The organism is Thalassolituus marinus, assembly GCF_020320395.1.
In the GTDB taxonomy this organism is placed as follows: domain Bacteria; phylum Pseudomonadota; class Gammaproteobacteria; order Pseudomonadales; family Oceanobacteraceae; genus Venatoribacter; species Venatoribacter marinus.
In genome coordinates, this window is the sequence record NZ_JAEDAH010000041.1 from 44,524 (window position 1) to 68,176 (window position 23,653).

General features: G+C 53.9%; 25 protein-coding genes. 16 read left to right on the forward strand and 9 right to left on the reverse strand.

The window, feature by feature from the left end:
- Nucleotides 1-90: 90 nt before the first annotated feature.
- The gene (locus I9W95_RS07860) at nucleotides 91-993 is read left to right on the forward strand and encodes a LysR family transcriptional regulator (protein WP_225673589.1); all 903 of its coding nucleotides are present in this window, start codon (nucleotides 91-93) and stop codon (nucleotides 991-993) included.
- 35 nt (nucleotides 994-1,028) lie between these two features.
- Here I9W95_RS07860 and I9W95_RS07865 read toward each other — a convergent pair whose 3' ends face one another.
- From I9W95_RS07865 to I9W95_RS07875, 3 genes are all read right to left on the reverse strand, one after another.
- Nucleotides 1,029-2,318: an NAD(P)/FAD-dependent oxidoreductase gene (locus I9W95_RS07865; protein WP_225673591.1), complete on the reverse strand. Its 1,290-nt coding sequence runs from the start codon at nucleotides 2,316-2,318 to the stop codon at nucleotides 1,029-1,031.
- 104 nt (nucleotides 2,319-2,422) lie between these two features.
- Nucleotides 2,423-2,914 (reverse strand): glutathione binding-like protein, encoded by a 492-nt coding sequence (locus I9W95_RS07870; RefSeq protein WP_225673593.1) that lies wholly within the window; start codon nucleotides 2,912-2,914, stop codon nucleotides 2,423-2,425.
- A gap of 119 nt (nucleotides 2,915-3,033) precedes the next feature.
- Nucleotides 3,034-3,948 (reverse strand): LysR family transcriptional regulator, encoded by a 915-nt coding sequence (locus I9W95_RS07875; protein ID WP_225673595.1) that lies wholly within the window; start codon nucleotides 3,946-3,948, stop codon nucleotides 3,034-3,036.
- A gap of 115 nt (nucleotides 3,949-4,063) precedes the next feature.
- On the opposite strand from I9W95_RS07875, the gene I9W95_RS07880 reads away from it, so the two are divergent.
- From I9W95_RS07880 to tatC, 8 genes are all read left to right on the forward strand, one after another.
- Nucleotides 4,064-5,524: an NAD-dependent succinate-semialdehyde dehydrogenase gene (locus tag I9W95_RS07880; protein ID WP_263866136.1), complete on the forward strand. Its 1,461-nt coding sequence runs from the start codon at nucleotides 4,064-4,066 to the stop codon at nucleotides 5,522-5,524.
- Between the two features lie 56 nt (nucleotides 5,525-5,580).
- Nucleotides 5,581-6,918 (forward strand): aminotransferase, encoded by a 1,338-nt coding sequence (locus I9W95_RS07885; protein ID WP_225673597.1) that lies wholly within the window; start codon nucleotides 5,581-5,583, stop codon nucleotides 6,916-6,918.
- Between the two features lie 125 nt (nucleotides 6,919-7,043).
- Nucleotides 7,044-7,424 (forward strand): phosphoribosyl-AMP cyclohydrolase, encoded by a 381-nt coding sequence (gene hisI / locus I9W95_RS07890; protein ID WP_225673600.1) that lies wholly within the window; start codon nucleotides 7,044-7,046, stop codon nucleotides 7,422-7,424.
- 17 nt (nucleotides 7,425-7,441) lie between these two features.
- Nucleotides 7,442-7,774, forward strand: coding sequence for a phosphoribosyl-ATP diphosphatase (locus I9W95_RS07895; protein ID WP_225673602.1), 333 nt, complete (start codon nucleotides 7,442-7,444; stop codon nucleotides 7,772-7,774).
- Between the two features lie 7 nt (nucleotides 7,775-7,781).
- On the forward strand, nucleotides 7,782-8,114 hold the full coding sequence (locus I9W95_RS07900) for a histidine triad nucleotide-binding protein (RefSeq protein ID WP_225673604.1): 333 nt from the start codon (nucleotides 7,782-7,784) through the stop codon (nucleotides 8,112-8,114).
- Between the two features lie 33 nt (nucleotides 8,115-8,147).
- On the forward strand, nucleotides 8,148-8,387 hold the full coding sequence (tatA, locus tag I9W95_RS07905) for a Sec-independent protein translocase subunit TatA (protein ID WP_225673606.1): 240 nt from the start codon (nucleotides 8,148-8,150) through the stop codon (nucleotides 8,385-8,387).
- Nucleotides 8,387-8,740 (forward strand): Sec-independent protein translocase protein TatB, encoded by a 354-nt coding sequence (gene tatB, locus I9W95_RS07910; protein ID WP_225673608.1) that lies wholly within the window; start codon nucleotides 8,387-8,389, stop codon nucleotides 8,738-8,740. The genes tatA and tatB overlap by 1 nt, the downstream gene beginning before the upstream one ends.
- Nucleotides 8,737-9,477 carry a twin-arginine translocase subunit TatC gene (gene tatC, locus I9W95_RS07915; protein WP_225673610.1) on the forward strand — a complete coding sequence of 247 codons (741 nt, stop codon included), beginning with the start codon at nucleotides 8,737-8,739 and terminating at the stop codon, nucleotides 9,475-9,477. Before tatB ends, tatC begins: the two co-directional genes overlap by 4 nt.
- 606 nt (nucleotides 9,478-10,083) lie before the next feature.
- Here the strand turns inward: tatC and I9W95_RS07920 are convergent.
- Entirely contained in the window at nucleotides 10,084-11,751 is a 1,668-nt protein-coding gene (locus tag I9W95_RS07920) for a long-chain-fatty-acid--CoA ligase (protein ID WP_225673613.1), read from the reverse strand.
- Nucleotides 11,752-12,018: 267 nt separating this feature from the next.
- Between I9W95_RS07920 and I9W95_RS07925 the strand changes: the two genes are divergently transcribed.
- Nucleotides 12,019-13,920, forward strand: a complete 1,902-nt coding sequence (locus tag I9W95_RS07925; RefSeq protein ID WP_225673615.1) for a SpaA isopeptide-forming pilin-related protein — start codon at nucleotides 12,019-12,021, stop codon at nucleotides 13,918-13,920.
- 45 nt (nucleotides 13,921-13,965) lie between these two features.
- Here I9W95_RS07925 and I9W95_RS07930 read toward each other — a convergent pair whose 3' ends face one another.
- The 3 genes from I9W95_RS07930 to I9W95_RS07940 form a co-directional block, all read right to left on the reverse strand.
- The gene (locus I9W95_RS07930; protein WP_225673617.1) at nucleotides 13,966-15,144 is read right to left on the reverse strand and encodes an acetyl-CoA C-acetyltransferase; all 1,179 of its coding nucleotides are present in this window, start codon (nucleotides 15,142-15,144) and stop codon (nucleotides 13,966-13,968) included.
- A gap of 216 nt (nucleotides 15,145-15,360) precedes the next feature.
- On the reverse strand, nucleotides 15,361-15,912 hold the full coding sequence (locus I9W95_RS07935) for a MarR family winged helix-turn-helix transcriptional regulator (protein WP_318653601.1): 552 nt from the start codon (nucleotides 15,910-15,912) through the stop codon (nucleotides 15,361-15,363).
- Nucleotides 15,909-16,334, reverse strand: a complete 426-nt coding sequence (locus I9W95_RS07940) for a chemotaxis protein CheW (protein ID WP_225673619.1) — start codon at nucleotides 16,332-16,334, stop codon at nucleotides 15,909-15,911. The genes I9W95_RS07935 and I9W95_RS07940 overlap by 4 nt, the downstream gene beginning before the upstream one ends.
- 143 nt (nucleotides 16,335-16,477) lie before the next feature.
- On the opposite strand from I9W95_RS07940, the gene ectA reads away from it, so the two are divergent.
- The 6 genes from ectA to I9W95_RS07970 all read left to right on the forward strand — a co-directional run bounded on the left by ectA (nucleotide 16,478) and on the right by I9W95_RS07970 (nucleotide 22,142).
- A complete protein-coding gene (ectA, locus tag I9W95_RS07945; protein ID WP_225673621.1) occupies nucleotides 16,478-17,020 on the forward strand; it encodes a diaminobutyrate acetyltransferase in 543 nt (180 codons plus the stop codon).
- Nucleotides 17,021-17,024: 4 nt separating this feature from the next.
- Complete coding sequence (gene ectB / locus I9W95_RS07950; protein ID WP_225673623.1) at nucleotides 17,025-18,290, forward strand: diaminobutyrate--2-oxoglutarate transaminase; 1,266 nt, start codon at nucleotides 17,025-17,027, stop codon at nucleotides 18,288-18,290.
- A gap of 14 nt (nucleotides 18,291-18,304) precedes the next feature.
- Nucleotides 18,305-18,709, forward strand: coding sequence for an ectoine synthase (locus I9W95_RS07955; RefSeq protein WP_225673625.1), 405 nt, complete (start codon nucleotides 18,305-18,307; stop codon nucleotides 18,707-18,709).
- Nucleotides 18,710-18,772: 63 nt separating this feature from the next.
- Nucleotides 18,773-20,227, forward strand: a complete 1,455-nt coding sequence (locus tag I9W95_RS07960; protein ID WP_225673627.1) for an aspartate kinase — start codon at nucleotides 18,773-18,775, stop codon at nucleotides 20,225-20,227.
- Complete coding sequence (locus tag I9W95_RS07965) at nucleotides 20,224-21,105, forward strand: tetratricopeptide repeat protein (RefSeq protein ID WP_225673629.1); 882 nt, start codon at nucleotides 20,224-20,226, stop codon at nucleotides 21,103-21,105. The genes I9W95_RS07960 and I9W95_RS07965 overlap by 4 nt, the downstream gene beginning before the upstream one ends.
- Nucleotides 21,106-21,248: 143 nt before the next feature.
- Nucleotides 21,249-22,142 carry a patatin-like phospholipase family protein gene (locus I9W95_RS07970; RefSeq protein ID WP_225673632.1) on the forward strand — a complete coding sequence of 298 codons (894 nt, stop codon included), beginning with the start codon at nucleotides 21,249-21,251 and terminating at the stop codon, nucleotides 22,140-22,142.
- Between the two features lie 3 nt (nucleotides 22,143-22,145).
- On the opposite strand, the gene hemW is transcribed toward I9W95_RS07970, so the two are convergent.
- A complete protein-coding gene (hemW, locus tag I9W95_RS07975) occupies nucleotides 22,146-23,288 on the reverse strand; it encodes a radical SAM family heme chaperone HemW (RefSeq protein WP_225673634.1) in 1,143 nt (380 codons plus the stop codon).
- A 33-nt stretch (nucleotides 23,289-23,321) separates the two neighbouring features.
- Nucleotides 23,322-23,645, reverse strand: coding sequence for a hypothetical protein (locus tag I9W95_RS07980; protein ID WP_225673636.1), 324 nt, complete (start codon nucleotides 23,643-23,645; stop codon nucleotides 23,322-23,324).
- Nucleotides 23,646-23,653 lie beyond the last annotated feature (8 nt).

A 23,653-nucleotide genomic window follows, 5' to 3' on the forward strand; every position in this document is an offset into this window, starting at 1 on the left:
ATTACAAAGCAGACTAACCCCTGCCCATGAATGAGTAAAATGAATAGTATGTGTGCTTAAATGCATAGCATGCATACCATGGAGACCAATATGTCGCCTGCGAATTTTGATCTTAATCTGCTCCGGGTATTCGAAGCTCTGGTGTCCGAATCCCATGTCACCCGTGCCAGTGAGCGTCTGTTTCTCAGTCAGTCCGCCACCAGCCATGCGCTGAATCGTCTGCGTGAACAACTTAACGACCCGATTCTGATTCGTTGTGGCAGTGGCTTACAGCCTACGCCGCGCGCGTTGTCGATGCTGGCCGATGTGCGTCACATTCTGCGCCGGGTCGATAACACCCTGAATCAGCCGACAGAGTTTGACCCGACCACCAGCGAGCGCCACTTTACCCTCGCCGTCACCGATTTTTTTGAAGCTGTTATGTTTCCAACATTAATGCAGCAACTGGCCGACTCGGCTCCGGGGGTTGTGATCAATCTGGAAATGATTGGTCCGGCGGCGTCCATGCAGGATCTGGAAGACGGCCGGGTGGATATGGTGGTTGGCATCGACAGCAGTGTCAGCCTGCCCGCTCACCTGATGCGCGAGCCCTGGCTCAGCGAACGCCCGGCTTGTCTTGCCGGCAGTCGCTTCACCGATATTCCCGACAGTCTGACACTGCGTCAGTACCTGGCGCTCCCTCACGTCACCATGCTTGATCAGACCGACAGCAGCACCACAGGTATTGATCGCTGGCTGGCCGGGCGCAAACAGAAGCGTCAGCATTGTGCACAGATGATTAATTATCTGGCAGCGGCGCGTCTGGTCAGTCAACGCCGGGCGCTTCTGACGCTACCGCAACGGATGGCAGAATTATTCTGCGACTGGCTGCCGGTAACCATGGTGAAAGCACCAGCCGCCATTCCCAGCTGGGATATGTCACTGGTGGTGCATCCACTGCAACAACAGGACAGCGGCATTCGCTGGCTGAAGGACAAAATTAAGGCCTGCTGAATGCAGGCCTTAATTTGTGATCATAGCGAACCGGCTCAGATACCGAGCTTATCGCGCATGTCGTAATAGAAAGCACCCATTGCGGTGTAAGGTACACGCAGCAGACGACCACCCGGGAACGGATACTGCGGCAAACTGGCAAACACATCGAAGCGTTCCGCCTGCCCCTGAATCGCACTGGCAATCAGTTCACCCGCCAGGTGAGTCGAGGTTACACCATGACCACTGTAGCCCTGAGCATAATAAATATTGCTGCCAATACGACCGAACTGCGGTAAACGCATTAACGTCAGCAGGAAGTTACCGGTCCAGGCGTAATCCACTTTCACGTCTTTTAATTGCGGGAACGTTTTCAGCATTTTCGGACGGATCAGCGATTCAATTTTTCCTGGTTCACGTGCACCGTAGGTCACACCACCACCGTAAATCAGACGACCATCGCCACTGATACGGTAATAGTCGAGCAGGTAGTTACTGTCCTCGACACAGTAATCCTGTGGTAACAGCTCACGCTGCAATTCTTCACTCAGCGGCTCGGTGGTAATCACCTGAGTTCCGCAGGGCATGGATTTCTGCGTCAGCTCCGGCAGCTGATCACCAATACCATTCAGGTAAGCATTCCCCGCCACCACGACATAACTGGCTGTCACTTCACCCTGAGCAGTTTTAACAACGGCTTTTTCGCCCTGCTGGACAAAGGTCACCGGTGAGTTTTCAAATATTTTTCCGCCCAGTTTTTCGATTGCATCGGCTTCACCCAGAGTCAGATTGAGCGGGTGAATATGGCCACCGCTTTTATCCAGCAGTGCACCGGTGTAACGCTCAGTGCCAATGTATTTCTTAACCTCGTCGGCACTCAGTAATTCCAGCTGGTCGTTGCCGTATTTTTCCCACAGCGCTTTGTGGTGCTGCAGGCCACGGAATTGTTTGTTATTACACGAGGCAAAAATACCGCCGTCTTTCAGGTCACACTGAATATCGTGATCCTTCACCAGACGGCGAATGATTTTGCCGCCCTCAAAGGCCATGGATCCCATCGCATCCGCAGTACGCTTACCGTAGTGACGTTCGATGAAATCCATATCACGACTGTAGCTGTGAACAATCTGACCGCCATTGCGACCGGAAGCGCCAAAGCCAATACGGCTGCCTTCCAGTACCACCACGGAAAAACCGCGCTCAGCCAGATGCAGCGCCGTCGACAGGCCGGTAAAACCAGCACCCACCACGCACACATCTGCTTGCAGTGATTCAGTCAGAGAAGGGCGGGCATCCTTACGGTTGGCGGATGCCGCGTAATAAGAAGCAGGGTATTGGCTTTGCATTGACGTATCCTGTAATCCCGGCACAGCGGCCTGTATACGCTCACAATAGGCGACTGTGCACAGCGCCGCCATACCCTCTGAGAGATAGTTTCTGCGTAAGCGGTTTACAACTGTACAGGTAATTGCAGGTAGTGCCGATAAATGTAATCGCGATGGCCAACGATCACGTTATCCAGCGCCGCGGCCACCCCGGGAGTCAGACTTTCAAATACCTTACGCACCACCGGATTCATAGCACACAGGGATTCATCCAGCGGCTTCAGATAGGCAAGAAAACAGGCACTGTAGATATCCGCTGCGCTCAGCGAGTCACCGCACAAGTAGGGTACGCCGCGCGCCTGCTGTTGACGCAGTTGCTGTGCCAGCTGTGCCAGGCGGCTGATCACTTCGCCTTCATAACCGCCAGCCTGCTGTTCATCGTAACCGTACTTGGCTGCCAGATACTGCGCCACCGGTTGCGGAAACCCACCCGCCTGCTGCGCCATACCCAGTGCCACAGCCTGCAGGCGACGATACCAGCCCAGACCACCGGGATCGGCCAGTAACCGACACCAGTCGAACACTGCGGCGCGAGCATCCTCGTCGGCTGGCAGCAAGGACTCCCCTGTTCCGTGGTCTTCACAGAACTGCAGAATATCGAACCAGCCACTGATACAAACAGCGCGACTACGCCCTGCTGCGCGACTGGCTGCTCAGGCTGTTCGCCAGTCTGTAATCACCCGGCCTGCAGACAACGGCTGAACAAGGCCACGGCATCAGCGTTGCGCGGCTGTCGCCGGTGAATTGCTTCATAGGTGTTGGTATAGCGATAACGCTCTGCCAGCACTGGCTGCAGGCGGTCTTCATACCCCCAGCTACGCACCATATGTACCGGCAACATGCCGAGGTAGTGGCCGGTCAGAATCAGTGCCGCGCGTGCCTCCTGATGATGGGCCCGCGCCTGGCGCTGCCATAAGCGCACATCTTCCGACATTTCCCGACCCGGCATCAGCCGCGGCGACTCAACAAAGCGGTATTGCTGCAGTTCTTCCGCCTGAATAGCGCTGCGTCCGTACAAAGGATGACCCTGCGCACAGTAGAGTTGCATTTGCTCATCGAACAGGCGCAGTGTCTGTAATTCCGCGAATGCCTGCGTCAGCACCGTTACCCCAAGGTCGGCTTTTTTATCCACAACCGCGCTGGTAACGTCATCGGACGAGAGGGTGATGATATTCACCTCAACATCCGGCGCCTGCTCACTGAAACGGCGCAGTGCTCGCACGATCACCGAATCCGGCCCGCCCGGCAAATGCTCGGCAAAAGCCAGATTCAGCTGGCCAAGGAGGCGCTGATGGGAATGGTTAACCCGGCTGCGAAACTGATCCACCGCCGAGAACAGTTCTGCGCTGGCGTCATACACCACTCGCCCCTGACTGGTCAGAGCAAAACCGCCGCGGCCGCGCTCACACAGGCGCATGTCGAGACGGCTTTCCAGTTCCGCGATGTAATTGGAAATGGTGGAGTTGGCGAGGTTCAGGCGCAGCTCGGCGGCACTGATGCCACCGGCTTCCACCACCGCACGAAAGACGCGCAACAGGCGCAGATCAAGGTCAGACAAAGGGCCGGGCAAAGCGGCTTTACGGCGTCCCATACAGGCTCCGGACAGGATACGTTTACATTTGCATATTCAAATGTAAGAAACTGAAAGTAATTATATTAGCCAAAGATTCCCAGAGCTATGCTGATTGGCAACTAAGGAGATTTTCATGCAACTGAACGACCGCGGATTATTGCAGACACAGGGGTTTATCAACGGCCAGTGGTGCGCTGCCGCCAGTGGCAAAACCTTTGCTGTCATCAACCCGGCGACCGGCGAACAGCTGGCCCAAGTGGCTGATATGGGCGCCGATGAAACCGCACAAGCCATCAAGGTTGCCGAACAGGCACAGATTGAATGGCGCGCGCGCAGCGCCAAAGAACGCTGCGCCATCCTTGAACGCTGGTACGATCTGATGATGGCAGCACAGGAAGATCTGGCCATTCTGATGACCGCCGAACAGGGTAAACCGCTGGCCGAATCGCGCGGTGAAGTAGGCTATGGAGCCTCTTTCCTTAAGTGGTTTGCCGAAGAAGGCAAGCGCGTGTACGGCGACATTATTCCGCAAACCCCCGATCGTCGCGGCCTGGTAATCAAACAGCCAATCGGGGTGGTGGCTGCCATCACCCCCTGGAATTTCCCCAACGCCATGATTACCCGCAAAGTGGCTCCGGCGCTGGCCGTGGGCTGCAGCGTGGTACTGAAACCGGCAGCCGAAACACCACTATCGGCGCTGGCCATTGCCGAGCTGGGCAAACGCGCCGGTCTGCCGGAGGGTGTATTCAATGTCATTACCGGCACCGACGCCCCCGCCATTGGCAACACCATGACCAGCAGCCCGATTGTGCGCAAGCTGACCTTCACTGGTTCAACGCCGGTGGGCAAGTTACTGATGAAACAGTGTGCCGATACGGTGAAACGTACGTCGATGGAGCTGGGCGGAAATGCGCCGGTTATTGTGTTTGACGATGCCGATCTGGACCGAGCCGTGGATGGCGCGATTGCCGCCAAGTACCGTAACTCCGGCCAGACCTGCATCTGCTCCAACCGCATGCTGGTACAGGCCGGTATCTACGATGCCTTCGTCGCTAAATTCGCCGAGAAAGTGAAGCACTTTAACGTTGGTAACGGCCTGCTCGACGGTACCACCCACGGCCCGTTAATTACCGTTAAGGCGGTTAATGAAGTACATGCCAAAGTGATGGATGCCGTCGCTGGCGGCGCCAAAGTGGTGATCGGCGGTCAGCCGGGTGATCAGGGCGAACACTTTTACCAGCCGACGGTACTGACCGATGTGCACAGCGGCATGCGCGTGTTCCGCGAAGAAATCTTTGGCCCGGTAGCACCGGTGTTTAAGTTCGAAAGCGAAGAACAAGCCATCGCCATGGCCAACGATACCGAGTTTGGTCTGGCGTCGTATCTGTACAGCGAAAACATGGGACGTATTTTCCGCGTCAGCGAAGCGCTGGAGTACGGCATGGTCGGCGTTAACGAAACCGCCATCAGTTCGGAAGTGATTCCGTTCGGCGGCGTGAAGGAATCCGGTCAGGGACGCGAAGGTTCAAAGTACGGCCTCGATGATTATCTGGAAACCAAATACATCTGCCTGGGCGGCATGAACCGCGCTTAAGCAGACACCAAAGCGCTGACATCTGGTCGGCGCTTTAACAAGCAGAGCATTACTCTATGAGCACCATTATTTATCCAACCAGCAACCTGAAAACCGGCGAAACCCTGAGTATCGCCCGTGGCGAAGGTGTGTACGTATACGACGACCAGGGTAACAAATATCTGGAGGGCATGGCCGGGCTGTGGTGTACCTCGCTGGGCTACAACCACCCGGAGCTGATCGAAGCCGCCACCCAGCAGCTGCACAACCTATCGTACTCACATATGTTCGGCGGCAAGACGCATCAGGTCGGCAAGGATCTGGCCGAGAAAATCCGCAGCATGGTGCCGGTGGATGATGCGCATATCTTTTTCGGTAACTCCGGCAGCGATGCCAACGATACCCAGATCAAGCTGCTGCGTTACTACTTCAATGCCATCGGCAAACCGGAGAAGCGCAAGATCATTGCACGCAAGCGCTCCTACCACGGCATCACCGTAGCCTCGGCCTGTCTGACCGGGCTGGAAGTGAACCACACCAACTTTGATCTGCCGGTGGAAGCACTGGGCATCATCCGCACCGATGCGCCCTACTACCTGCGCGAAAAGCTGGCCGGCGAAAGCGAAGCACAGTTTGTCGACCGTATCGTCGGCAATCTGGAAAAGCAGATTATCGCCGAAGGTCCGGAAACCATCGCCGCCTTTATTGCCGAGCCGATTACCGGCGCCAGCGGTGTGATCATTCCGCCTGCCGGTTACTACGAGAAGGTGCAGGCGCTGCTGACTAAATACGACATCTTCTTCTGGGCCGACGAAGTGATCACCGGCTTCGGCCGCACCGGGAACGATTTCGGCTGCACCACCATGGGCATCAAGCCGGACATGATGAGTCTGGCCAAGCAGTTATCGTCCGCCTACCTGCCAATCAGCGCGGCAGTGGTGAAAGGTGGTATCTACCAGGCCATGATTGAGCCCAGTAACCAGCTCGGTGTGTTCGGCCACGGTTACACCTACTCCGGCCACCCTGTGGCCTGTGCCGTGTCACTGAAGACTCTGGAGATCTATCAGCGCGATGAGATCTTCGCCCGCGCCGCCAGCAACGGTGAATACCTGCAAGCCGGCCTGCAGCAGTTTGCTGATCACCCACTGGTCGGTGAAGTGCGCGGTCGCGGCCTGATTGCTGCCGTCGACCTTCATAACCGCGCCAGCGACGAAGCCTTCCCGGCGACGGTACCCTACCGCCTGCAGCAGGCTTGCCAGGATCACGGGCTGATTCTGCGCGCCGTTGGCGGCACTGCCATCGCTTTCTGCCCGCCGCTGATCATCAGCCGTGAACAGATTGACGAACTGCTCGGCAAGTTCGCTCGCGCACTGGATGACACCCTGCAATGGGCCACCCAGCAAGGGCTGATCTGATTCCCTGCCCGGCGGCGGCCTGCGGGCTGCCGCAATTTCCCTCCCGTAAGCTTCCTCCTGCTTAAGAACTACCCGAACCCCGGCCCATGCGGTATCCTGCGGCCTCAACCAAGCGGGGAGTTATTATGAGCAGCTGGCTTGATGCCGTGAAATGGGACGCCGATGGTCTGGTCCCGGCTATCGCTCAGGATCACAAAACCGGGCGTATTCTGATGATGGCCTGGATGAATCGCGAAGCACTGCAACTGACGGTGCAGGAAAACCGTGCCATTTACTATTCACGCTCGCGCCAGAAACTGTGGCGTAAGGGCGAAGAATCCGGCCACGTACAGACGCTGCATGAAGTCCGCCTCGATTGCGATGCCGACGTTATTGTCCTGCAGGTTGAACAGATAGGCGGTATTGCCTGTCATACCGGCCGTGAGTCATGCTTCTATCGCGTGTACGAAAACGGCGAATGGGTTACCGTAGACGCGGTACTGAAAGACCCGAAAGAGATTTACTGAGACGGAAACCAAACGCTATGAGCGATGTACTGTCCGCACTGGGTGACATTCTGGAAGAGCGCAAAGGCGCAGCGCCGGACTCATCCTACGTTGCCAGCCTGTACCACAAAGGCCTGAACAAGATTCTGGAAAAAGTCGGCGAAGAAGCCACCGAGACCATTCTTGCCGCCAAGGATGCAGAAACCAGCGGCGATAACAAAGATGTGATATATGAGACTGCCGACCTGTGGTTTCACAGCCTGGTGGCTCTGGCCAAACTGGGCGAGCGCCCGGAAGCGGTTATTAATGAACTGGCCCGTCGCTTCGATATGAGCGGGCTGGAAGAAAAAGCATCACGAAGCAAGAAGTAATCAACCTATGACTGACTGCATCTTCTGCAAGATCGCTAATCAGGAGATTCCTGCCGACCTGCTGTATCAGGACGAGCATATTGTGGCGTTCGCCGATATCGCCCCCAAAGCAGAGAAGCATCTGCTGGTGATTCCACGTCGCCACATTGAGAATCTCAACGATCTGACCGCAGACGATGAGGCATTGATGGGTCATCTGATGCTGCGGCTGCCGGAAATCGCAGCTGCACAGAAACTGACTGGTTTCCGCACCATTACCAACACAGGTAAGGAAGGCGGCCAGGAAGTTTTCCACATGCATTTTCATATTCTGGGCGGCAGCGAACTGCCCGGCTTTTAATATTCACCACGAGAGAAAATAAGAGGATTCCCTATGCTCGGCGGTATCAGTATCTGGCAACTTCTCATCATCCTGGCCATTGTCATTATGATTTTTGGCACGAAGAAGCTGCGTAACATGGGTGGCGACCTGGGTGGTGCCATCAAGAACTTCAAAAAAGCCATGAACGACGATGGCGCAAAAGCGGAAGAAGAACCAGCAAAGCCTCTGGAACACAAACAGGGTGAGAAGCAGGACGCTGAGTTCAAAACCAAGGACCAAGATAAAGCCTGATGTTTGATATCGGTTTTATGGAGCTGATGGTCGTCGGGATTCTGGGACTTCTGGTTCTGGGTCCTGAACGGCTGCCCAAAGCCGCACGCACCGTCGGCCTGATGGTGGGACGTGTTCGTCGCACCATGAGCAATATCCAGGATGATCTGGAGCGCCAGGCACGTACCGAAGAACTGCGCAAAAAGCTCGAAAATCCTTACGCTACCTTCCTCGATGAGGAGGATGACAATCGCATGCTGCCAGCCCGCAACCAGAGCAATGACGCGACCAGCGAAAGCCAGGTCAGTCTGCCTGCCGCCAGCGATGCGACGCCAGACTCCCCAGCACCGGCCAACGATCAGAAACCATCATGACCGATCAGGAACAACCGATTATTACCCACCTGGTGGAGCTGCGTAACCGCTTGCTGAGAAGCGTTCTGGTGGTTCTGGCTCTGTTTCTTGGCCTGTTTTACTTCGCCAACGATCTGTACCTGATTCTGGTAAGCCCACTCTCAGGCTTGCTGCCGGAAAACAGCGCCATGATTGCCACCGGTGTTGCCTCGCCATTTCTGGTGCCATTTAAGCTGACACTGGTACTGGCAGTGTTAATTGCTGTGCCCTACATCCTGCATCAGATCTGGGCGTTTATTTCCCCCGGCCTGTATCAGAACGAAAAGAAATTCGCCATTCCACTGCTGGTTTCCAGCATTGTGCTGTTCTACACAGGTATCGCCTTTGCCTACTTCGTTGTATTACCGCTGGCATTCGGTTTCTTTACCGGCGTCGGGCCGGAAGGCATTAACTTTATGCCGGACATCAGCAATATTCTCGACTTTATTCTGAAGATCTTTTTTGCCTTCGGAATCGCTTTTGAAATTCCGATCGCAACTTTTCTGATGGTGCTGAGCGGCATGACCACCGTCGCCGCCCTGGGCGAAAAGCGGCCGTACATTTTTGTTGGCTGTTTTGTCGTTGGCATGCTGGTGACACCGCCGGATGTTATTTCCCAGACCATTCTCGCCGTTCCCATGTTTATGCTGTTTGAGGCCGGGGTAATGGCGGCTCGTCTGATCAAAACCGACGACGATGAAGAAAGTGAACAGGCATAAATAAAAAAGCAGTGCCCACTGCTGTCCCACCGTTTTAAAGATATCTGTTTTCTATAAACGACTTTTAAATCTGCAATTCCTACTGCCTACCAGGGGAACTTACCGAGCGTCGGACCGCCCCTGGCCGGCAGGGCCGCCCCCAGCTTTTCGCTCCTGAAGCGTTACCCTCACTCTCTCGATTTTTCAGGCCGCGCGCCCATACGACATCCCTGTCGCCGTCCGCTCGCCGGGCATCCTTGCCCGGCGGACCGGAAAAATCATCGTTCATTTCGGCGCTCCAGAATGCGAAGGAATGGCTTCCTCTATGCTGCTTTTTAGTACAACGTCTACTCTGAATTTCAGTCAGAGACATGACATTCAGATTCTGTAGGATGTTTGAAATAAGGCTGTGAGCTTAGCTAACACAGCGCCTCTGGGCTCGCCGTAGAAAGCGTAGATATTTCCGACCTGCCCGAAGGAAGTCGGGCATGCGGCCCCGGCCATGGATGGCCGATGGGGCGCGAGGGGTAAGGCCCCTCTATGAGGACAAGGGGCCAGGAATATCTCACAAAAGTTCAAATGAAAATTTGTGGGACAGCAATGCGGCAGTGCCGGGCTTTTTTATGGTCAGCTGCTCGCCTTCTCCATCAGATAGTCGATATATTCATCACGTAATGTACGTTTCTGCAACTTACCGGTAGCAGTGTGCGGCAGCTCCTGCACAAACAGCACATCGTCCGGTAACCACCATTTGGCAACGTGCTGCTCCAGGTAACTGAGCACCTCTTCCTTCGTCAGGTTCGCGCCTTCCTGCTGCACAATAAACAGCAACGGACGCTCGTCCCATTTCTTATGACGTACGCCGATCACACAGGCTTCCATCACCTGCGGATGACCAACGGCTGCGTTCTCCAGATCAATACTGGAAATCCATTCGCCGCCGGACTTCACCACATCCTTGGCGCGATCCACAATCTGCAGGTAGCTGTTTTCATCAATCACCGCGATATCGCCGGTATCAAACCAGCGGCCACCTTCGGCATCGATAAAGAAGGATTCAGGTTTTTCGTTTTTGAAGTAGGCGTCCAGTACCCATGGTCCGCGCACACGCAGGTAGCCGCGGGTAATACCATCGTGTGGCAGTCGTTCGTCATCATCACCGAAAATCTCGATATCGACGCCAAACATCGGACGTCCGGCAGTAGTCTGCAGGCGATAGCGCTCCTCATCACTCATACTCTGCATAGCCCTGGTTGGCGCACCCAGTGTTGCCAGCGGTGAGGTCTCAGTCATGCCCCAGATCGGCAGCAGATAAACGCCGTATTCCTTATCCAGGGTTTCCACCAGCGAGCGTGGAGAGGCAGAGCCACCGACACCCACTGTTTTCACCGAGTCCATGCGTTTACCGGTCTTCTTCAGATAGTCGATTAATCCCAGCCATACCGTCGGCACGCCCAGCATCAGGTCGACCTGTGCAATCTCAATCAGCTCGTGCAGACTCTGGCCATCCATACCGTCACCCGGCAGTACCAGATTGGCTCCACTCATCGGTGCGATATACGGCATTCCCCAGGCGCAGACGTGATACATAGGCACCACCGGCATCACCACCGAATCGGCCGATACATTAAGGGCATCCGGGTTACGACTGGCATAGGCATGCAGAATGGTTGAGGCGTGGGAATATAAAACGCCTTTCGGGTTCCCCGTGGTGCCCGAGGTGTAACATAAACCAGAGGCCGTTTCGGCCGGGAAACGCGGCCAGCTGAAGGTGCCTGCCTGCGCTGCCAGCAAGGCTTCGTAATTGATCGGATTCGGCAGCGTTGTCGCCGGCATCTGATCTTCATCAATCATAAAAATAAAGCCGCGTACGGAGGTCAGCTTATCCGCCACGGGTTCGAGCAATTTAGCAAAACAGGCGTCGAGGAATACGTAGCAGTCTTCGGCATGATTAATGATGTATTCGACCTGCTCGGTATACAGACGCGGGTTAACCGTATGACAGATCGCACCGATACCGGAAATAGCGTAGTAACACTCCAGATGGCGGTAGCCATTCCATGCCAGCGTCGCCACGCGGTCACCGGGCTGAACACCAAGAAACTGCAGCGCATTGGCCAGCTGTTTGGTGCGAGTCAGGGCATCGCGATAGGTGTAGCGATGAATATCCCCTTCCTGACGGCGGCTGATTACTTCGCTGCCACCATGATGAGCAGCGGCGTATTCGAGTAAATCAGAAATGATTAATGGCTGGGTCATCATCTGACCTGCCATCACTGAAGAAGTGGTGGTCATAGCGGCATTCCGTGGCTGTTCGTTGTTATTTAAGAGAATGAATTAAGAATGCCACTATAACAGCTAAGATTGTTGACTCTGTTACATGACTGAGGCGATTAGCTGCTTTTCGCATAAAAGAATTAAACGGGTTACAGCCGGAGGAGAAAAAGAAACAGAAAAACCGCCTAAGGTTGATAGTTTGGTCAGCAAAACTACGACGGTATTCCGATTCAACGGCTGAGGCAGGCTGATAGCATAGCGGCCACCAATGGAGGGTACCAACTTATGCAAAAATCACTTGTGTGCATCGCTGTGTCTGCAGCATTAACCGGATGTTTTGGCTCAGATCATCACAAAGACCATTTTCATCCTGGCAAAGGACATGGTCATGGGCACACCGCTGAACCAGAAGAGCCTGTTATTTATGCCCCGACACCGGCGGCAGTGAACGAACTGGTTTTCCTGGACAGCACCCATAAGCCGCTGGCTGGTGCAGAAGTTACCATCACAGCTCTCAGCAACAGCACTGTCAGCACCACCTCGACGCGCGTGCGTACCATGGCGACAACCGAAAGCGAGGTGTACTACACCGACGCAGCAGGGCGCATCGCTTTAACTGATCTGCAATCCGGTACTTACATTCTTACCACAAGCATTGGCGGGATCGCCGTATCTTCTACGCTGATCATTGATGCTGACAATGCAGCTTATCAGGCTACAATTTCGACGCCGATTACCGTCATAGAAGGTAGTGGTAGTGTCATGGTTGAAGATCTTAGTGCTGATGCTGTTTTCGCAACAATTTCCGGTCAGCTCTACGATGACAATGGTCCTGTTGCAGGAGCACAGATTGAACTATCCGGTGGAGAACTGACCAACGGAGTCGTTACCAGCACACTGTCAGACAGTAACGGCGTATTCACCCTCTTTGTCGGCATTCCAGCGGAACAAGCCGAAGCGCTCAGCGCGGCTACCATACGAATCATTGACGCCAACTATGAAACCATCGCCGAAACCATTGATGTAACTTTATTCCAGGCACTGGCAGGGCAAAACTACCAAATGGTTGCGGCCAGCAACAGTCTGCCTGCACTGTATTCTGAAAACTTCGAGCAGGGCTCAAATACCTGCGGAAACTGGTCTGCGGAAAGCGTTAATGGCGATAACGCGAATCTCTGGCATCTTCATACCACCGGCCAGAATGTAAAGAACTCTGCTGCCACTAACGGGCTGGTACAGCTGGCCTACAACGACACCTCAATGGGCTACGCCCCTGAACCAATTGACAGCGCCGCCTGCTGGTATGGCTCTGCTGATGGAGAAGGTTCCGCCAGTGGCAACTACCTGGCCCAGACCACCTCAGAGAACAATGCAGCGGATGGTGGTACATCAGCGACGGCTCATGCCGGAGCAATCGTATCGCCATGGATTGATCTGACGGCAGAAGCCGCGCCACTGTCTGTGCAGCTGAAAACCTGGTGGGAAATTGAGTCGGACAACCCCTACGGGTTTGGTTCAGACACAATGGAAGTGGCCTACACCACAAATGAAAGAAGCTGGGTAACCATTGCCCGCCTGAACCCACTGAGCAATCCTACCGATGGCAGTGACCGCTCGGCGATCCCATTTTCCAATGCTGGCTATAACCTTGCGCCATACTGGCAACAACTCGAAGCAATGGATATCTCTGAAGCCGCTGGTGAATCCATCAAGCTTCGATTGACATTCAACACTCAGGATGCGGAACGAAACGGTTTCCGTGGCTGGCTGGTCGATGACATCAGTGTTCTGCCAGTCGCAGGAACCTTCCCTCGCCCGGAAGAGAGACCGAGCGAAAATGCCGCTTCTCTGGTCGAGCTTTACGTTGTCAGCCCATACTACGGCTCGCCATTACTGCCTTACTATCAGCACACCTTCAACTTTGATGGCCTCTACAAAGGAACAGTACCGGCTACCATCAAACTTGTACGTAAATACTCTGATGGTTATCTTCAGGTCTTCAAGCAAGTTACCGTTAACCCAAACAGTCCTTTTGGCTTCAGTTCGCTAATTGACACACCAGATATTGGAGATGATTTTGATCTGTCAATCCGCGTCCACTACGGCAGCAGTTCCGTAGCACAGGAAATTATTCCACTGGATTACTATATCAATGCAACATCAGATATTCCTGAGTTGGAAATTTAATTAAAAAAGGCGGCCAACTGGCCGCCTTTTTTATTCCGCGCCCGGTTAACGTTCAATCGCCAGTGACACACCCATACCACCACCGATACAAAGGGTCGCCAGACCCTTCTTCGCGTCAGTACGGATCATCTCGTGCAGCAGGGACACCAGAATACGGCAGCCGGAAGCACCAATCGGGTGACCCAGTGCAATAGCACCGCCGTTTACGTTGATCTTATCAACGCTCCAGCCAAGGCCTTTATTCACAGACAGCGCCTGCACGGCGAAGGCTTCGTTAGCTTCCACCAGATCCAGATCATCAACAGTCCAGCCGGCTTTTTCCAGACACTTTCTGGTCGCCGGAATCGGACCGGTACCCATGATCTTCGGATCAACACCAGCGTTAGAGTAGGCTTTAATGGTCGCCAGCACTGGCAGACCCAGCGCTTCGGCTTTTTCACGGCTGGCCAGCATCACCGCCGCCGCACCATCGTTCAGTGACGAAGCGTTACCTGCGGTCACCGAACCATCTTTTTTGAACGCCGGACGCATAGCCGCCAGCTTGTCAGCAGTGGTGCCTGCGCGCGGGTTTTCGTCGGTGTCGAAAATCAGCGGCTCGCCCTTACGCTGAGGAATACTGACCGGAGTGATTTCGTCTTTGAACTTGCCCGCTTCAATGGCGGCCACGGCTTTGGCCTGTGAGGCGGCGGCAAAAGCATCCTGCTCTTCACGGCCAATGCTGTATTCATCAGCAATGTTTTCCGCAGTAATGCCCATATGGAAGTCATTGAATGCATCCCACAGGCCATCAACAATCATGGTATCGACCATGTTCCACGGGCCCATACGCTGACCATTGCGTGAGTTTGGCAGCGCGTGTGGCGCATTGGACATAGACTCCTGACCGCCGGCAATAATCAGATCGGCATCACCCGCCTTAATCGCCTGAGCTGCCAGATGCAGAGCTTTCAGACCAGAGCCACACACCTTGTTAATGGTCATGGCTGGTGTTGTATCCGGCAGACCACCTTTGATGGCTGCCTGACGCGCAGGGTTCTGGCCAGCAGCTGCCGTCAGTACCTGACCCATTAACACTTCATCGACTTCAGCCGGGTTAACGCCCGTCTTTTCCAGCAGCGAGCGAATAACCGTAGCACCCAGCTCGGTTGCCTGTACGCTGGCCAGTGAACCACCGAAAGTACCAATAGCGGTACGGGTCGCCGCAACAATCACCACGTCGGTCATGGGAAGATCTCCATAGGGTTTGATAGATACCTGTTCTGAGTATCACAGCGTACATGAATACTTCATGACGGCTCAGCGCCATCTCATACCAAAGGCCGAAGCATGTCCGCTTTGTCGCCCGGATAGCGGGCACTCACATACAGGTTGAAAAAAGTGGCGGGATTATACCCGAAAGGCCGTATAACCCCTGCAGACTAATGTGGCATTGCCTTCACATCAGTGATTCTGGTCAGTCCTGTCGAGCTGGCCGACATCAAGTACCGGCGAAGCATCGATGTGCTGGGCATCCATCATATAGGCCACCCGCTCAAGGGAGCTGAGAATCATGGTTTGTTCCCAGTCGTGCAGATCCTGAAACTGCTGAATAAAGCTGTCCTGCAACGGCTTCGGGGCATCAGCCAGTACCGCATCGGCGGCTTCTGTCAGGTGTACGAACACCTTACGCTTATCACTGCTACCGCGCTCTCTGCGCACCAGATCACGCTTTGCCAGGCGATCAATGATGGTTGTCACCGTCGCCTGAGAAAGGTTAACGCCGTGAGCAATCTCACCCACAGTAAGCTCACCATGCTGACGCAGCAATTGCAGAATCAGCAACTGCGGTGCTGTCAGGCCAGACACCTTGCTCAGCTGACGCGAGTGCATGTCCGTTGCCCGGATAATTCTGCGCAGAGCAACCAGCACCTCGTCGTAACGATTCATATCGTCTTCCCGTTCCCCGGTAAAATCGCCGGACATTTTATCATTGAACGTTACGAAAAGGCTCATTTATCACCCCCGGCGGATAACCCAGCCAGATAATCAACATCCAGCGCCACAACCAGTTCCTCGCCGACCTGGCAGGTTCCCTGCAGCACCGCCTGAGGTGTCGGAGGTGGCTCAATGTCAGATTCTTTGAGTTCTATGATTTCCCTGACCCGGTCCACTGTCATACCAATCACTTCCGGGCCCAGCTCCAGCGTCATGATGCGGGTGTCGTCATCAGACTCCACCTCGTTCAACGCCAGCAGTCTGCGTCCGGATATCACAGTAACAATATCGCCGCGCTGGTTGATGATGCCCTCAACAATGGCCGGCGCGGCAGGCACAGGCTCTGGACGGCTCCACGGGCTGACTTCACGGATATGACTCACCGGAATGCAGTACAGGGTTTCATCCAGAGAGAAGGTTAACCATGGCTGGGTCTGCATAGCGCCTCAAATACTTAGAGTTGTAAATATATTTAAGCGATGCTAAATTATTTAGCGTTCTAAGTAAATGAGCTTCACTGTAATGAACATTTCGTACAATTTATGGACGAATAAGGCTCAGTACGCAGTGAATTAGCTAAAAAATGGACTATGACACGTCAATTCTGACAATAGATACCAATACAGATCAAAGCAATATTCTCTTTCGAGAACCAAAAGACACCGATGGAAGCGCAGTTTTTGAACTGATCAACCGCTGTAAACCATTAGATGTCAATTCAATGTACTGCAACCTGTTGCAGTGTTCCCATTTCGCACAAACATCCATCGCAGCCGAGCGAAGCGGTGAAATCATTGGTTTCATCTCGGGCTATCGCCTGCCTCAGCAGCCAGACACCCTGTTTGTCTGGCAGGTGGCAGTAGACGCTTCCGCACGCGGCATGGGACTGGCCAGCCGCATGCTGACGACCTTGCTGCAGCGTCTGGGCGGTGATATCCGCCATCTGCATACCAGCATCACGGCCAGTAACGAAGCGTCCTGGAATACCTTCCGCCGCCTGGCGGAGACGCTTAACGCCCCGCTTAACAGCAGCATGATGTTTGATCGTGAGCGCCACTTCGGCGGTGCACATGACAGCGAATCTCTGGTCCATATCGGCCCCTTCAACATTACGTCACAGGAGTAAACACATGGATATTTACGAACAACTCGAGTCCAACGTGCGCGGCTATTGCCGTTCGTTTCCGGTTACTTTTTCCCGGGCGCGCAACGCCGTACTCACTGACACCGACGGCAATGACTACATCGACTTTCTCGGTGGCGCCGGCACACTGAACTATGGCCACAACAACCCGGCCTTCAAGGAAGCACTGATTGATTACATTCAGTCAGACAGCGTGACCCACGGTCTGGATATGCACACCGAAGCAAAGACCGCCTTTCTGCAGGCTTTCAACGAGCACATTCTCAAGCCGCGAAAGATGGACTACAAAATCCAGTTCACAGGACCGACCGGCACCAACGCAGTTGAAGCAGCACTGAAAATTGTGCGCAAAAATACTGGCCGTCAGACCGTGGTTTCCTTCACTAATGGCTTTCATGGTGTAACCCAGGGTGCGGTTGCCGTAACCGCCAACAGCTACTACAAAAATGCCGTGGGTATGCCATTACCAGGCGTGCAGTTCATGCCATACGATGGCTATCTCGGTGACTTCAATACCCTGCATTACTTCGAGAAAGCTCTGCAGGATAAATCGTCTGGCCTTGGTCACCCGGCCGCAGTCATCGTTGAATGCATTCAGGGTGAAGGCGGTCTCAATGCCGCATCCGAAGCCTGGCTGCTGGGTCTGCAGGCACTGTGTAAGCGCTATGACATGCTGCTGATTGTCGACGATATTCAGGCTGGCTGTGGTCGCAGCGGTACTTTCTTCAGTTTCGAGGAGTTCGGCCTGCAGCCTGATGTCATTACCCTGTCAAAATCCCTTAGTGGCTATGGCCTGCCGATGGCTGTAGTGCTGATGAAGGAAGAACTGGATACCTGGAAGCCAGGCGAACACAACGGTACTTTCCGTGGCAACAATCATGCGTTTGTCACCGCGCGCAAAGCGATTGAGACCTACTGGGCTGACGACAGCTTCAGCAAGTCGGTTAAACACAAAGCTCATGTTTTGCGTCAGCGTCTGAAAGAAATCCAGGCAGAACACGGCGGCCAGCTTAAACACAAAGGCCGCGGCATTATGCAGGGGCTGGAGTGTGCTGATGGCAAACTGGCAAATCGCATCACTGAGCTGGCGTTTGAACGCGGCCTGATCATTGAAACCAGCGGCTCAGACGGCCAGGTTGTAAAAATCCTGACACCACTGACCATTGAAGAAGACCTGCTGCTCAAAGGTCTGGACATCCTCGATAGCTGCATCGGCGACGTAATGTCCGAACTGGTTTCCAAAGCATCCTGAACAGAAGGTGAAACATGATTGTCCGTACTCTTGAGGAATGCGAAAACTCCTCACGTAAAATCGAAAGTGAAACCGGCACCTGGAACAGCGTGCGTATGTTGCTGAAAGACGACAACATGGGTTTCTCCTTTCACATTACAACCATCTATGCCAATACCGAGACGCCGATCTGGTATCAGAATCATCTCGAATCTGTGTACTGCATGAGCGGCGAAGGTGAAATTGAAACCGTGGCTGACGGCAAGGTATACCCGATTAAACCCGGCACCCTGTACATCCTCGATAAGAATGATCAGCACCTGCTGCGCGGTTTCAGCGAGATGAAAATGGCCTGCGTATTTAATCCGCCATTAATTGGCAACGAAGTACACAACAAAGAAGGCGCTTACGAACTGAGCGCCGACAGCATCGCCGACTGATGTTTTGCGCCGGTCACGCCGGCGCCTCCTTCCCCGCCTGAAAGTTCAAAAAAGGATTCAACCATGACACCAAACCACAGTGTTGAAAAAATCGGCGGCACATCCATGAGTCGCTACGATGATGTTTTACAGAATATCTGGCTGCGCCCGAAGAAACTGGCAGACGGTCACGAAACGCTGTACCAGCGGGTATTTGTTGTTTCAGCCTACGCCGGTATAACCAATGGTCTGCTGGAGCATAAAAAAACGGATGAACCCGGTGTTTATGCCCTGTTCGCCGAAATGGATGACAAACGTCCATGGCAGGCTAAGCTGCAACGCGTACTGACTGACATGCTGGCCATTAACAGCAGTATGTTCAGCGCAGATAGTCTGGAAAAGAAACGCGCCGATCAATTTATAAGTGAACGAATGCACGATGTTCAGGTCTGCCTGGAACACCTGGAGCAAGTGTGTAATTTCGGCCACTTTCAGCTCGACGATCACCTGCACCGGGTGCGTGAAATGCTCAGCGCTCTGGGTGAAGCCCACAGCGCCTACAACTCCGTCCAGCTATTACGCCAGCACGACGTTAACGCCACCTTTATTGATCTGACCAACTGGCGTTCTGATACCCAGCAGTCACTGGATGACCATATCGCGGCAGCATTTTCAGCGGTTGATTACGCCAGCGAGATGCCGATTGTGACCGGCTATACCCAATGCCGCGAAGGACTGATGCGCACCTTCGACCGCGGCTATAGCGAAATGACCTTCAGTAAAATCGCAACCATCACCCATGCCAGTGAAGCGGTTATTCATAAGGAATATCACTTATCCACTGCCGACCCGATGCTGGTTGGTGACGGCAAAGTGCATCCGATCGGCCACACTAATTACGACGTTGCCGATCAGCTGGCCAACCTCGGTATGGAGGCCATTCATCCGCGTGCAGCTGCGGGTCTGCGTCGCCAGAACATTCTGCTGCGGGTGAAAAACACCTTTGAACCCGAGCATAGCGGCACGGTGATTCACAATGATTACTGCAGCTCGAATCCTAAAGTAGAAATTATTGCCGGGGCCCGTAACGTCTGGGCGCTGGAAGTATTTGATCAGGACATGGTTGGTGATTTCCGCTATGGCCAGCAACTCAATGAACTGGTGCTGGAATCCGGCGTTCGTATTCTCACCAAAGACTATAACGCCAACACTGTTACTCACTACCTGAAGGGCAACAAGCGTCGTATTAACTGGCTGATGGAACGTTTACAAAGCGTTTATGCCGATGCCGACATCCGCGTTGAGAAGCTGGCGATGGTCAGTGCGATTGGCTCCGATATGAAAATTCCGGGACTGCTGCAAAAAGCTGCCGGAGCACTGTCCGCAGCCGGCGTAAATATTCAGTCAGTGCATCAGGCAATGCGTCAGGTCGACATGATGTTTCTGGTGAGCGACAGCGATTATGCCAAAGCCGTGAAAGCTCTGCATGAAACGCTGATCGAACAATCGGACAACTGGAATCAGGTAAAAACCGCATGAAGCTATTGCTGACCCTGTGTTTGTCTCTGCTACCCGCTTTCGTTACCGCAGAGACAATCAGTAACAAGGATGAAAAAGCGGCTGAAACCATCGAAGCCCTGGGACAGCCACTGTACTCACCTTTTACTGAGCGCTACCTGCTGGATGAGGTTAAAAACCTGCGACAGCAACTGGCGGACGCCAGGGTCGAGTTGACCGAAAAAATTGTTACCCGGGAGATTGAAGTTGCCAGTAAGGCAATGACCTACGCGACCGATACGGTGACCTACTTTTTCTATCTGATCGCCGGCGCTTCGACTCTGCTGGTATTAATTGGCTGGAACTCCCTGCGTGACATTAAGGAGCGGGTCGGCAATTTTGCCAATGATGAAATCCGCCGCATCACGGCATCTTACGAGGAGCGGCTGGATAAACTCGAATCCGAATTACACAAAAAGTCTCGGCATATTGCCCGGGCCCAGGAAGAGATTGAATTAACCAATGAGATCCACTCCCTGTGGCTGAAGGCCTCGCAGGAAAATACGCCGCAAAGCAAAATTGCGATTTATGATCAGATTCTGCAGCTGCGCCCCGATGATGTTGAAGCCTTAACCTACAAAGCCGATTCTGCGCTGCTGCTGGGTCAGTCCCAGTGGGCTCACAGCCTCGCTAACAGGGCGCTGGATATCGATCCGGATAACAGCCACGCCCTGTATCAGCGTGCCTGCGCCTACTCAGAGTCGGGCAGCCCTGAAGAAGCACTGCGCGATCTGGCCGAAGCCATCGAACGTTCCGATTCACTTCGCCTGCAAGCGGGTAAGGACAGCAGCTTCGAGCCGTTACGCAATGACCAGCGTTTCATTGATATGGTTGTCCTGCCAGAAAACCCTGCCGACTGACCACATTGTCCCTGCACGGGAGGCAACGGCATTACTGATCGCCGTTTGCCTCTTTTACCTCTCCTATGACAGGCATAGGATATTTTTATTTCCGTTCCCGAACTCTCCGTCACAAACTCTTTGCGACAACAGGAGGGAAAACGATGACTTCAGAGTTTCCTGCCACTCATGCGCTGGTCGTTGAAGGCGGTGCCATGCGTGGCATATTTGCAGCCGGTGTACTGGATGCCTTTATGCAGGCCGACCACTACCCCTACGATTTCACGATTGGCGTATCCGCTGGCGCCACCAACCTGACCGGCTACATCGCTCGTCAGCCCGGTCGTAACCAGCGAATTATTCGTAAGATTGCCACCCAGAGAGATTTCTTTAATCCTGTGCGCGCGTTACGCGGCGGTGACCTGACGGATGTCGACTGGCTGTGGAATCATGCGCAGCAACAGTTCCCGCTGGATGTATCGCATCTCAATCGGGACATACCATTGTTTGCCACCGTATCACGCGTCAGCGACGGTGAGCCGCGTTATATCCGAGTCACAGCGGATAACGTCAATGCGGTAATGATTGCCAGCTGCGCGCTGCCATTCGCTTTCCGCAAGCCTGTCGTCATTAACGATGTACGCTATGTCGATGGCGGTGTGTCCGATTCAATTCCGGTACGTCAGGCCTGGAAGATGGGAGCAAGGGATATCACAGTGGTGCTTTCCCGCCCATGGGGATATCACAAAAGTGAAAAGCCAGCCGCTGAGACCATGAGCGTATCAGAACGACTGGTACAATCTGCTGTGAACCGGTTTTTTGGTGAGGACGCGGGCATCTGGCAGACCATGTACGATCGTGCTGCCGACTATAACCGCAGCCTGGAATTTATTGAAAACCCACCGGAAGGGTGTCGCATCCGGGTCATCGCTCCACCGCCCGAGTTTTCGGTGAGTCGTCTGACGATGAACGCAGATAAATTAAATGAAGGGTATTTAATGGGGCTGGATGCTGGCCATTACTTCCTGACCAGCACCCCGGCTACTCATGCAGCCTGATACTCAGTCCGGCAGAAACAGGGCCAGCAGTTCATTCAGATACTGTCGCCCTTTTTCGGTCGGACGAATATTACGGTCTATTTTAAGCAGGCCCAGTGACTGTGCCCGCTGCAGTGGCTGACTGACATTTTCCAGACTCAGACCGGTGGACACTTCAAACGTCTCGACCGGAATACCATCATGCAGGCGCAGACCATTCATCAGACATTCCAGACCGACATCGTCCGGATCAATGGTCTGCCGCGCTGACATAAAGTCTTTATCGGGGTTCAGATAATCCCGGGGCATCCGCGTTTTCTGCGTGCGAAAAATAACCTGTGCATCCGGCAGCGTCAGCTTGCCATGGGCTCCGGCGCCAATGCCGAGATAATCACCGAACTGCCAGTAATTAATATTATGGCGAGCCTGACGTCCTGGCTGCGCATGGGCAGAAATTTCATAATGCTGGTATCCGTGCTCGGCCAGTAACGCCAGGCCGGCTTCCTGAATATCCCACAGAGCATCATCTTCCGGCACGACTGGCGGGTATTTATAGAATTCGGTATTGGGTTCAATGGTCAGCTGATACCAGGACAGGTGTGGCGGCTTAAAACTCAGTGCCGTGCGCAGGTCATCCAGTGCCTGTTCTGTGGTCTGGTCCGGCAAACCATACATCAGGTCGACATTGAAATTATCAAAGCCTGCCTTCTTCGCCATCGTGATGGCTTTCTGTGCCTGCTTGCCATCGTGAATACGACCAAGGCGGGTCAGGTGAGTTTCATTAAAACTCTGAATACCAATGGATAAACGGTTAATACCGAGCTTGCGATACGCGGCAAATTTCTCAGCCTCAAATGTACCGGGATTGGCTTCCAGCGTTATTTCGATATCGCTGCTGAACGTCAGCCGCTGCTGCAGTCCATCAAACAGGGTTTTATAAGCAGTGGCAGACAACAGACTGGGGGTACCACCACCGATAAAGATGCTGTGCAGCGGGCGCTCCTGCACCCATTTCAGATCCTGATCCAGATCCGCCAGCAAAGCCTGTACATATTCCTGCTCCGGCAATTCGCCCTGCGCCTGATGCGAATTAAAATCACAGTAGGGGCATTTACGCACGCACCATGGAACGTGGATGTACAGACTCAGCGGGGGTAACTGCAGCATAGAATTTCCGTCAGGCGTCAGAACTGACTGTACTCAAGCCTCGGCCAGCTGCATCATTTCCAGCAGGCTTTCGGCTTTAACAGCCCATTCGTTGTTTTCTTGAGACAAGCGTACATTGTCTTTTTTCAGCAGGCCATTGTCATCGTGCAACTGCTGAATATCCTGTTCCAGTCTTAGTTTTTCCGCGTCACGCTCAATCAGCTGCGCCCGAGCCTGCGATAGCTGACTGGTCAGAGCCTCCAGCTCGGCCTGCTGGGTTTGCTGCTCCTGCTGCCAGCGTTTCTTCTCATTCTGCAGGCCTTCCAGGCGCTCAATGGTATCCATCAGCTTGCTTTCTAACTGTTCAAAAATATCCACAAACTACT

What these genes read in the sequence shown, in the direction of transcription:
- I9W95_RS07875 (WP_225673595.1), bottom strand. Translation starts at nt 3,948, where the DNA reads ATGGGACGCCGTAAAGCCGCTTTGCCCGGCCCTTTGTCTGACCTTGAT.
- I9W95_RS07935 (WP_318653601.1), bottom strand. Translation starts at nt 15,912, where the DNA reads ATGAGCCTTTTCGTAACGTTCAATGATAAAATGTCCGGCGATTTTACC.
- hisI (WP_225673600.1), top strand. Translation starts at nt 7,044, where the DNA reads ATGAGCAGCTGGCTTGATGCCGTGAAATGGGACGCCGATGGTCTGGTC.
- tatB (WP_225673608.1), top strand. Translation starts at nt 8,387, where the DNA reads ATGTTTGATATCGGTTTTATGGAGCTGATGGTCGTCGGGATTCTGGGA.
- I9W95_RS07900 (WP_225673604.1), top strand. Translation starts at nt 7,782, where the DNA reads ATGACTGACTGCATCTTCTGCAAGATCGCTAATCAGGAGATTCCTGCC.
- I9W95_RS07880 (WP_263866136.1), top strand. Translation starts at nt 4,064, where the DNA reads ATGCAACTGAACGACCGCGGATTATTGCAGACACAGGGGTTTATCAAC.
- I9W95_RS07965 (WP_225673629.1), top strand. Translation starts at nt 20,224, where the DNA reads ATGAAGCTATTGCTGACCCTGTGTTTGTCTCTGCTACCCGCTTTCGTT.
- I9W95_RS07970 (WP_225673632.1), top strand. Translation starts at nt 21,249, where the DNA reads ATGACTTCAGAGTTTCCTGCCACTCATGCGCTGGTCGTTGAAGGCGGT.
- ectB (WP_225673623.1), top strand. Translation starts at nt 17,025, where the DNA reads ATGGATATTTACGAACAACTCGAGTCCAACGTGCGCGGCTATTGCCGT.
- hemW (WP_225673634.1), bottom strand. Translation starts at nt 23,288, where the DNA reads ATGCTGCAGTTACCCCCGCTGAGTCTGTACATCCACGTTCCATGGTGC.
- I9W95_RS07940 (WP_225673619.1), bottom strand. Translation starts at nt 16,334, where the DNA reads ATGCAGACCCAGCCATGGTTAACCTTCTCTCTGGATGAAACCCTGTAC.
- tatC (WP_225673610.1), top strand. Translation starts at nt 8,737, where the DNA reads ATGACCGATCAGGAACAACCGATTATTACCCACCTGGTGGAGCTGCGT.
- I9W95_RS07930 (WP_225673617.1), bottom strand. Translation starts at nt 15,144, where the DNA reads ATGACCGACGTGGTGATTGTTGCGGCGACCCGTACCGCTATTGGTACT.
- ectA (WP_225673621.1), top strand. Translation starts at nt 16,478, where the DNA reads ATGGACTATGACACGTCAATTCTGACAATAGATACCAATACAGATCAA.
- tatA (WP_225673606.1), top strand. Translation starts at nt 8,148, where the DNA reads ATGCTCGGCGGTATCAGTATCTGGCAACTTCTCATCATCCTGGCCATT.
- I9W95_RS07955 (WP_225673625.1), top strand. Translation starts at nt 18,305, where the DNA reads ATGATTGTCCGTACTCTTGAGGAATGCGAAAACTCCTCACGTAAAATC.
- I9W95_RS07920 (WP_225673613.1), bottom strand. Translation starts at nt 11,751, where the DNA reads ATGACCACCACTTCTTCAGTGATGGCAGGTCAGATGATGACCCAGCCA.
- I9W95_RS07885 (WP_225673597.1), top strand. Translation starts at nt 5,581, where the DNA reads ATGAGCACCATTATTTATCCAACCAGCAACCTGAAAACCGGCGAAACC.
- I9W95_RS07925 (WP_225673615.1), top strand. Translation starts at nt 12,019, where the DNA reads ATGCAAAAATCACTTGTGTGCATCGCTGTGTCTGCAGCATTAACCGGA.
- I9W95_RS07895 (WP_225673602.1), top strand. Translation starts at nt 7,442, where the DNA reads ATGAGCGATGTACTGTCCGCACTGGGTGACATTCTGGAAGAGCGCAAA.
- I9W95_RS07860 (WP_225673589.1), top strand. Translation starts at nt 91, where the DNA reads ATGTCGCCTGCGAATTTTGATCTTAATCTGCTCCGGGTATTCGAAGCT.
- I9W95_RS07865 (WP_225673591.1), bottom strand. Translation starts at nt 2,318, where the DNA reads ATGCAAAGCCAATACCCTGCTTCTTATTACGCGGCATCCGCCAACCGT.
- I9W95_RS07960 (WP_225673627.1), top strand. Translation starts at nt 18,773, where the DNA reads ATGACACCAAACCACAGTGTTGAAAAAATCGGCGGCACATCCATGAGT.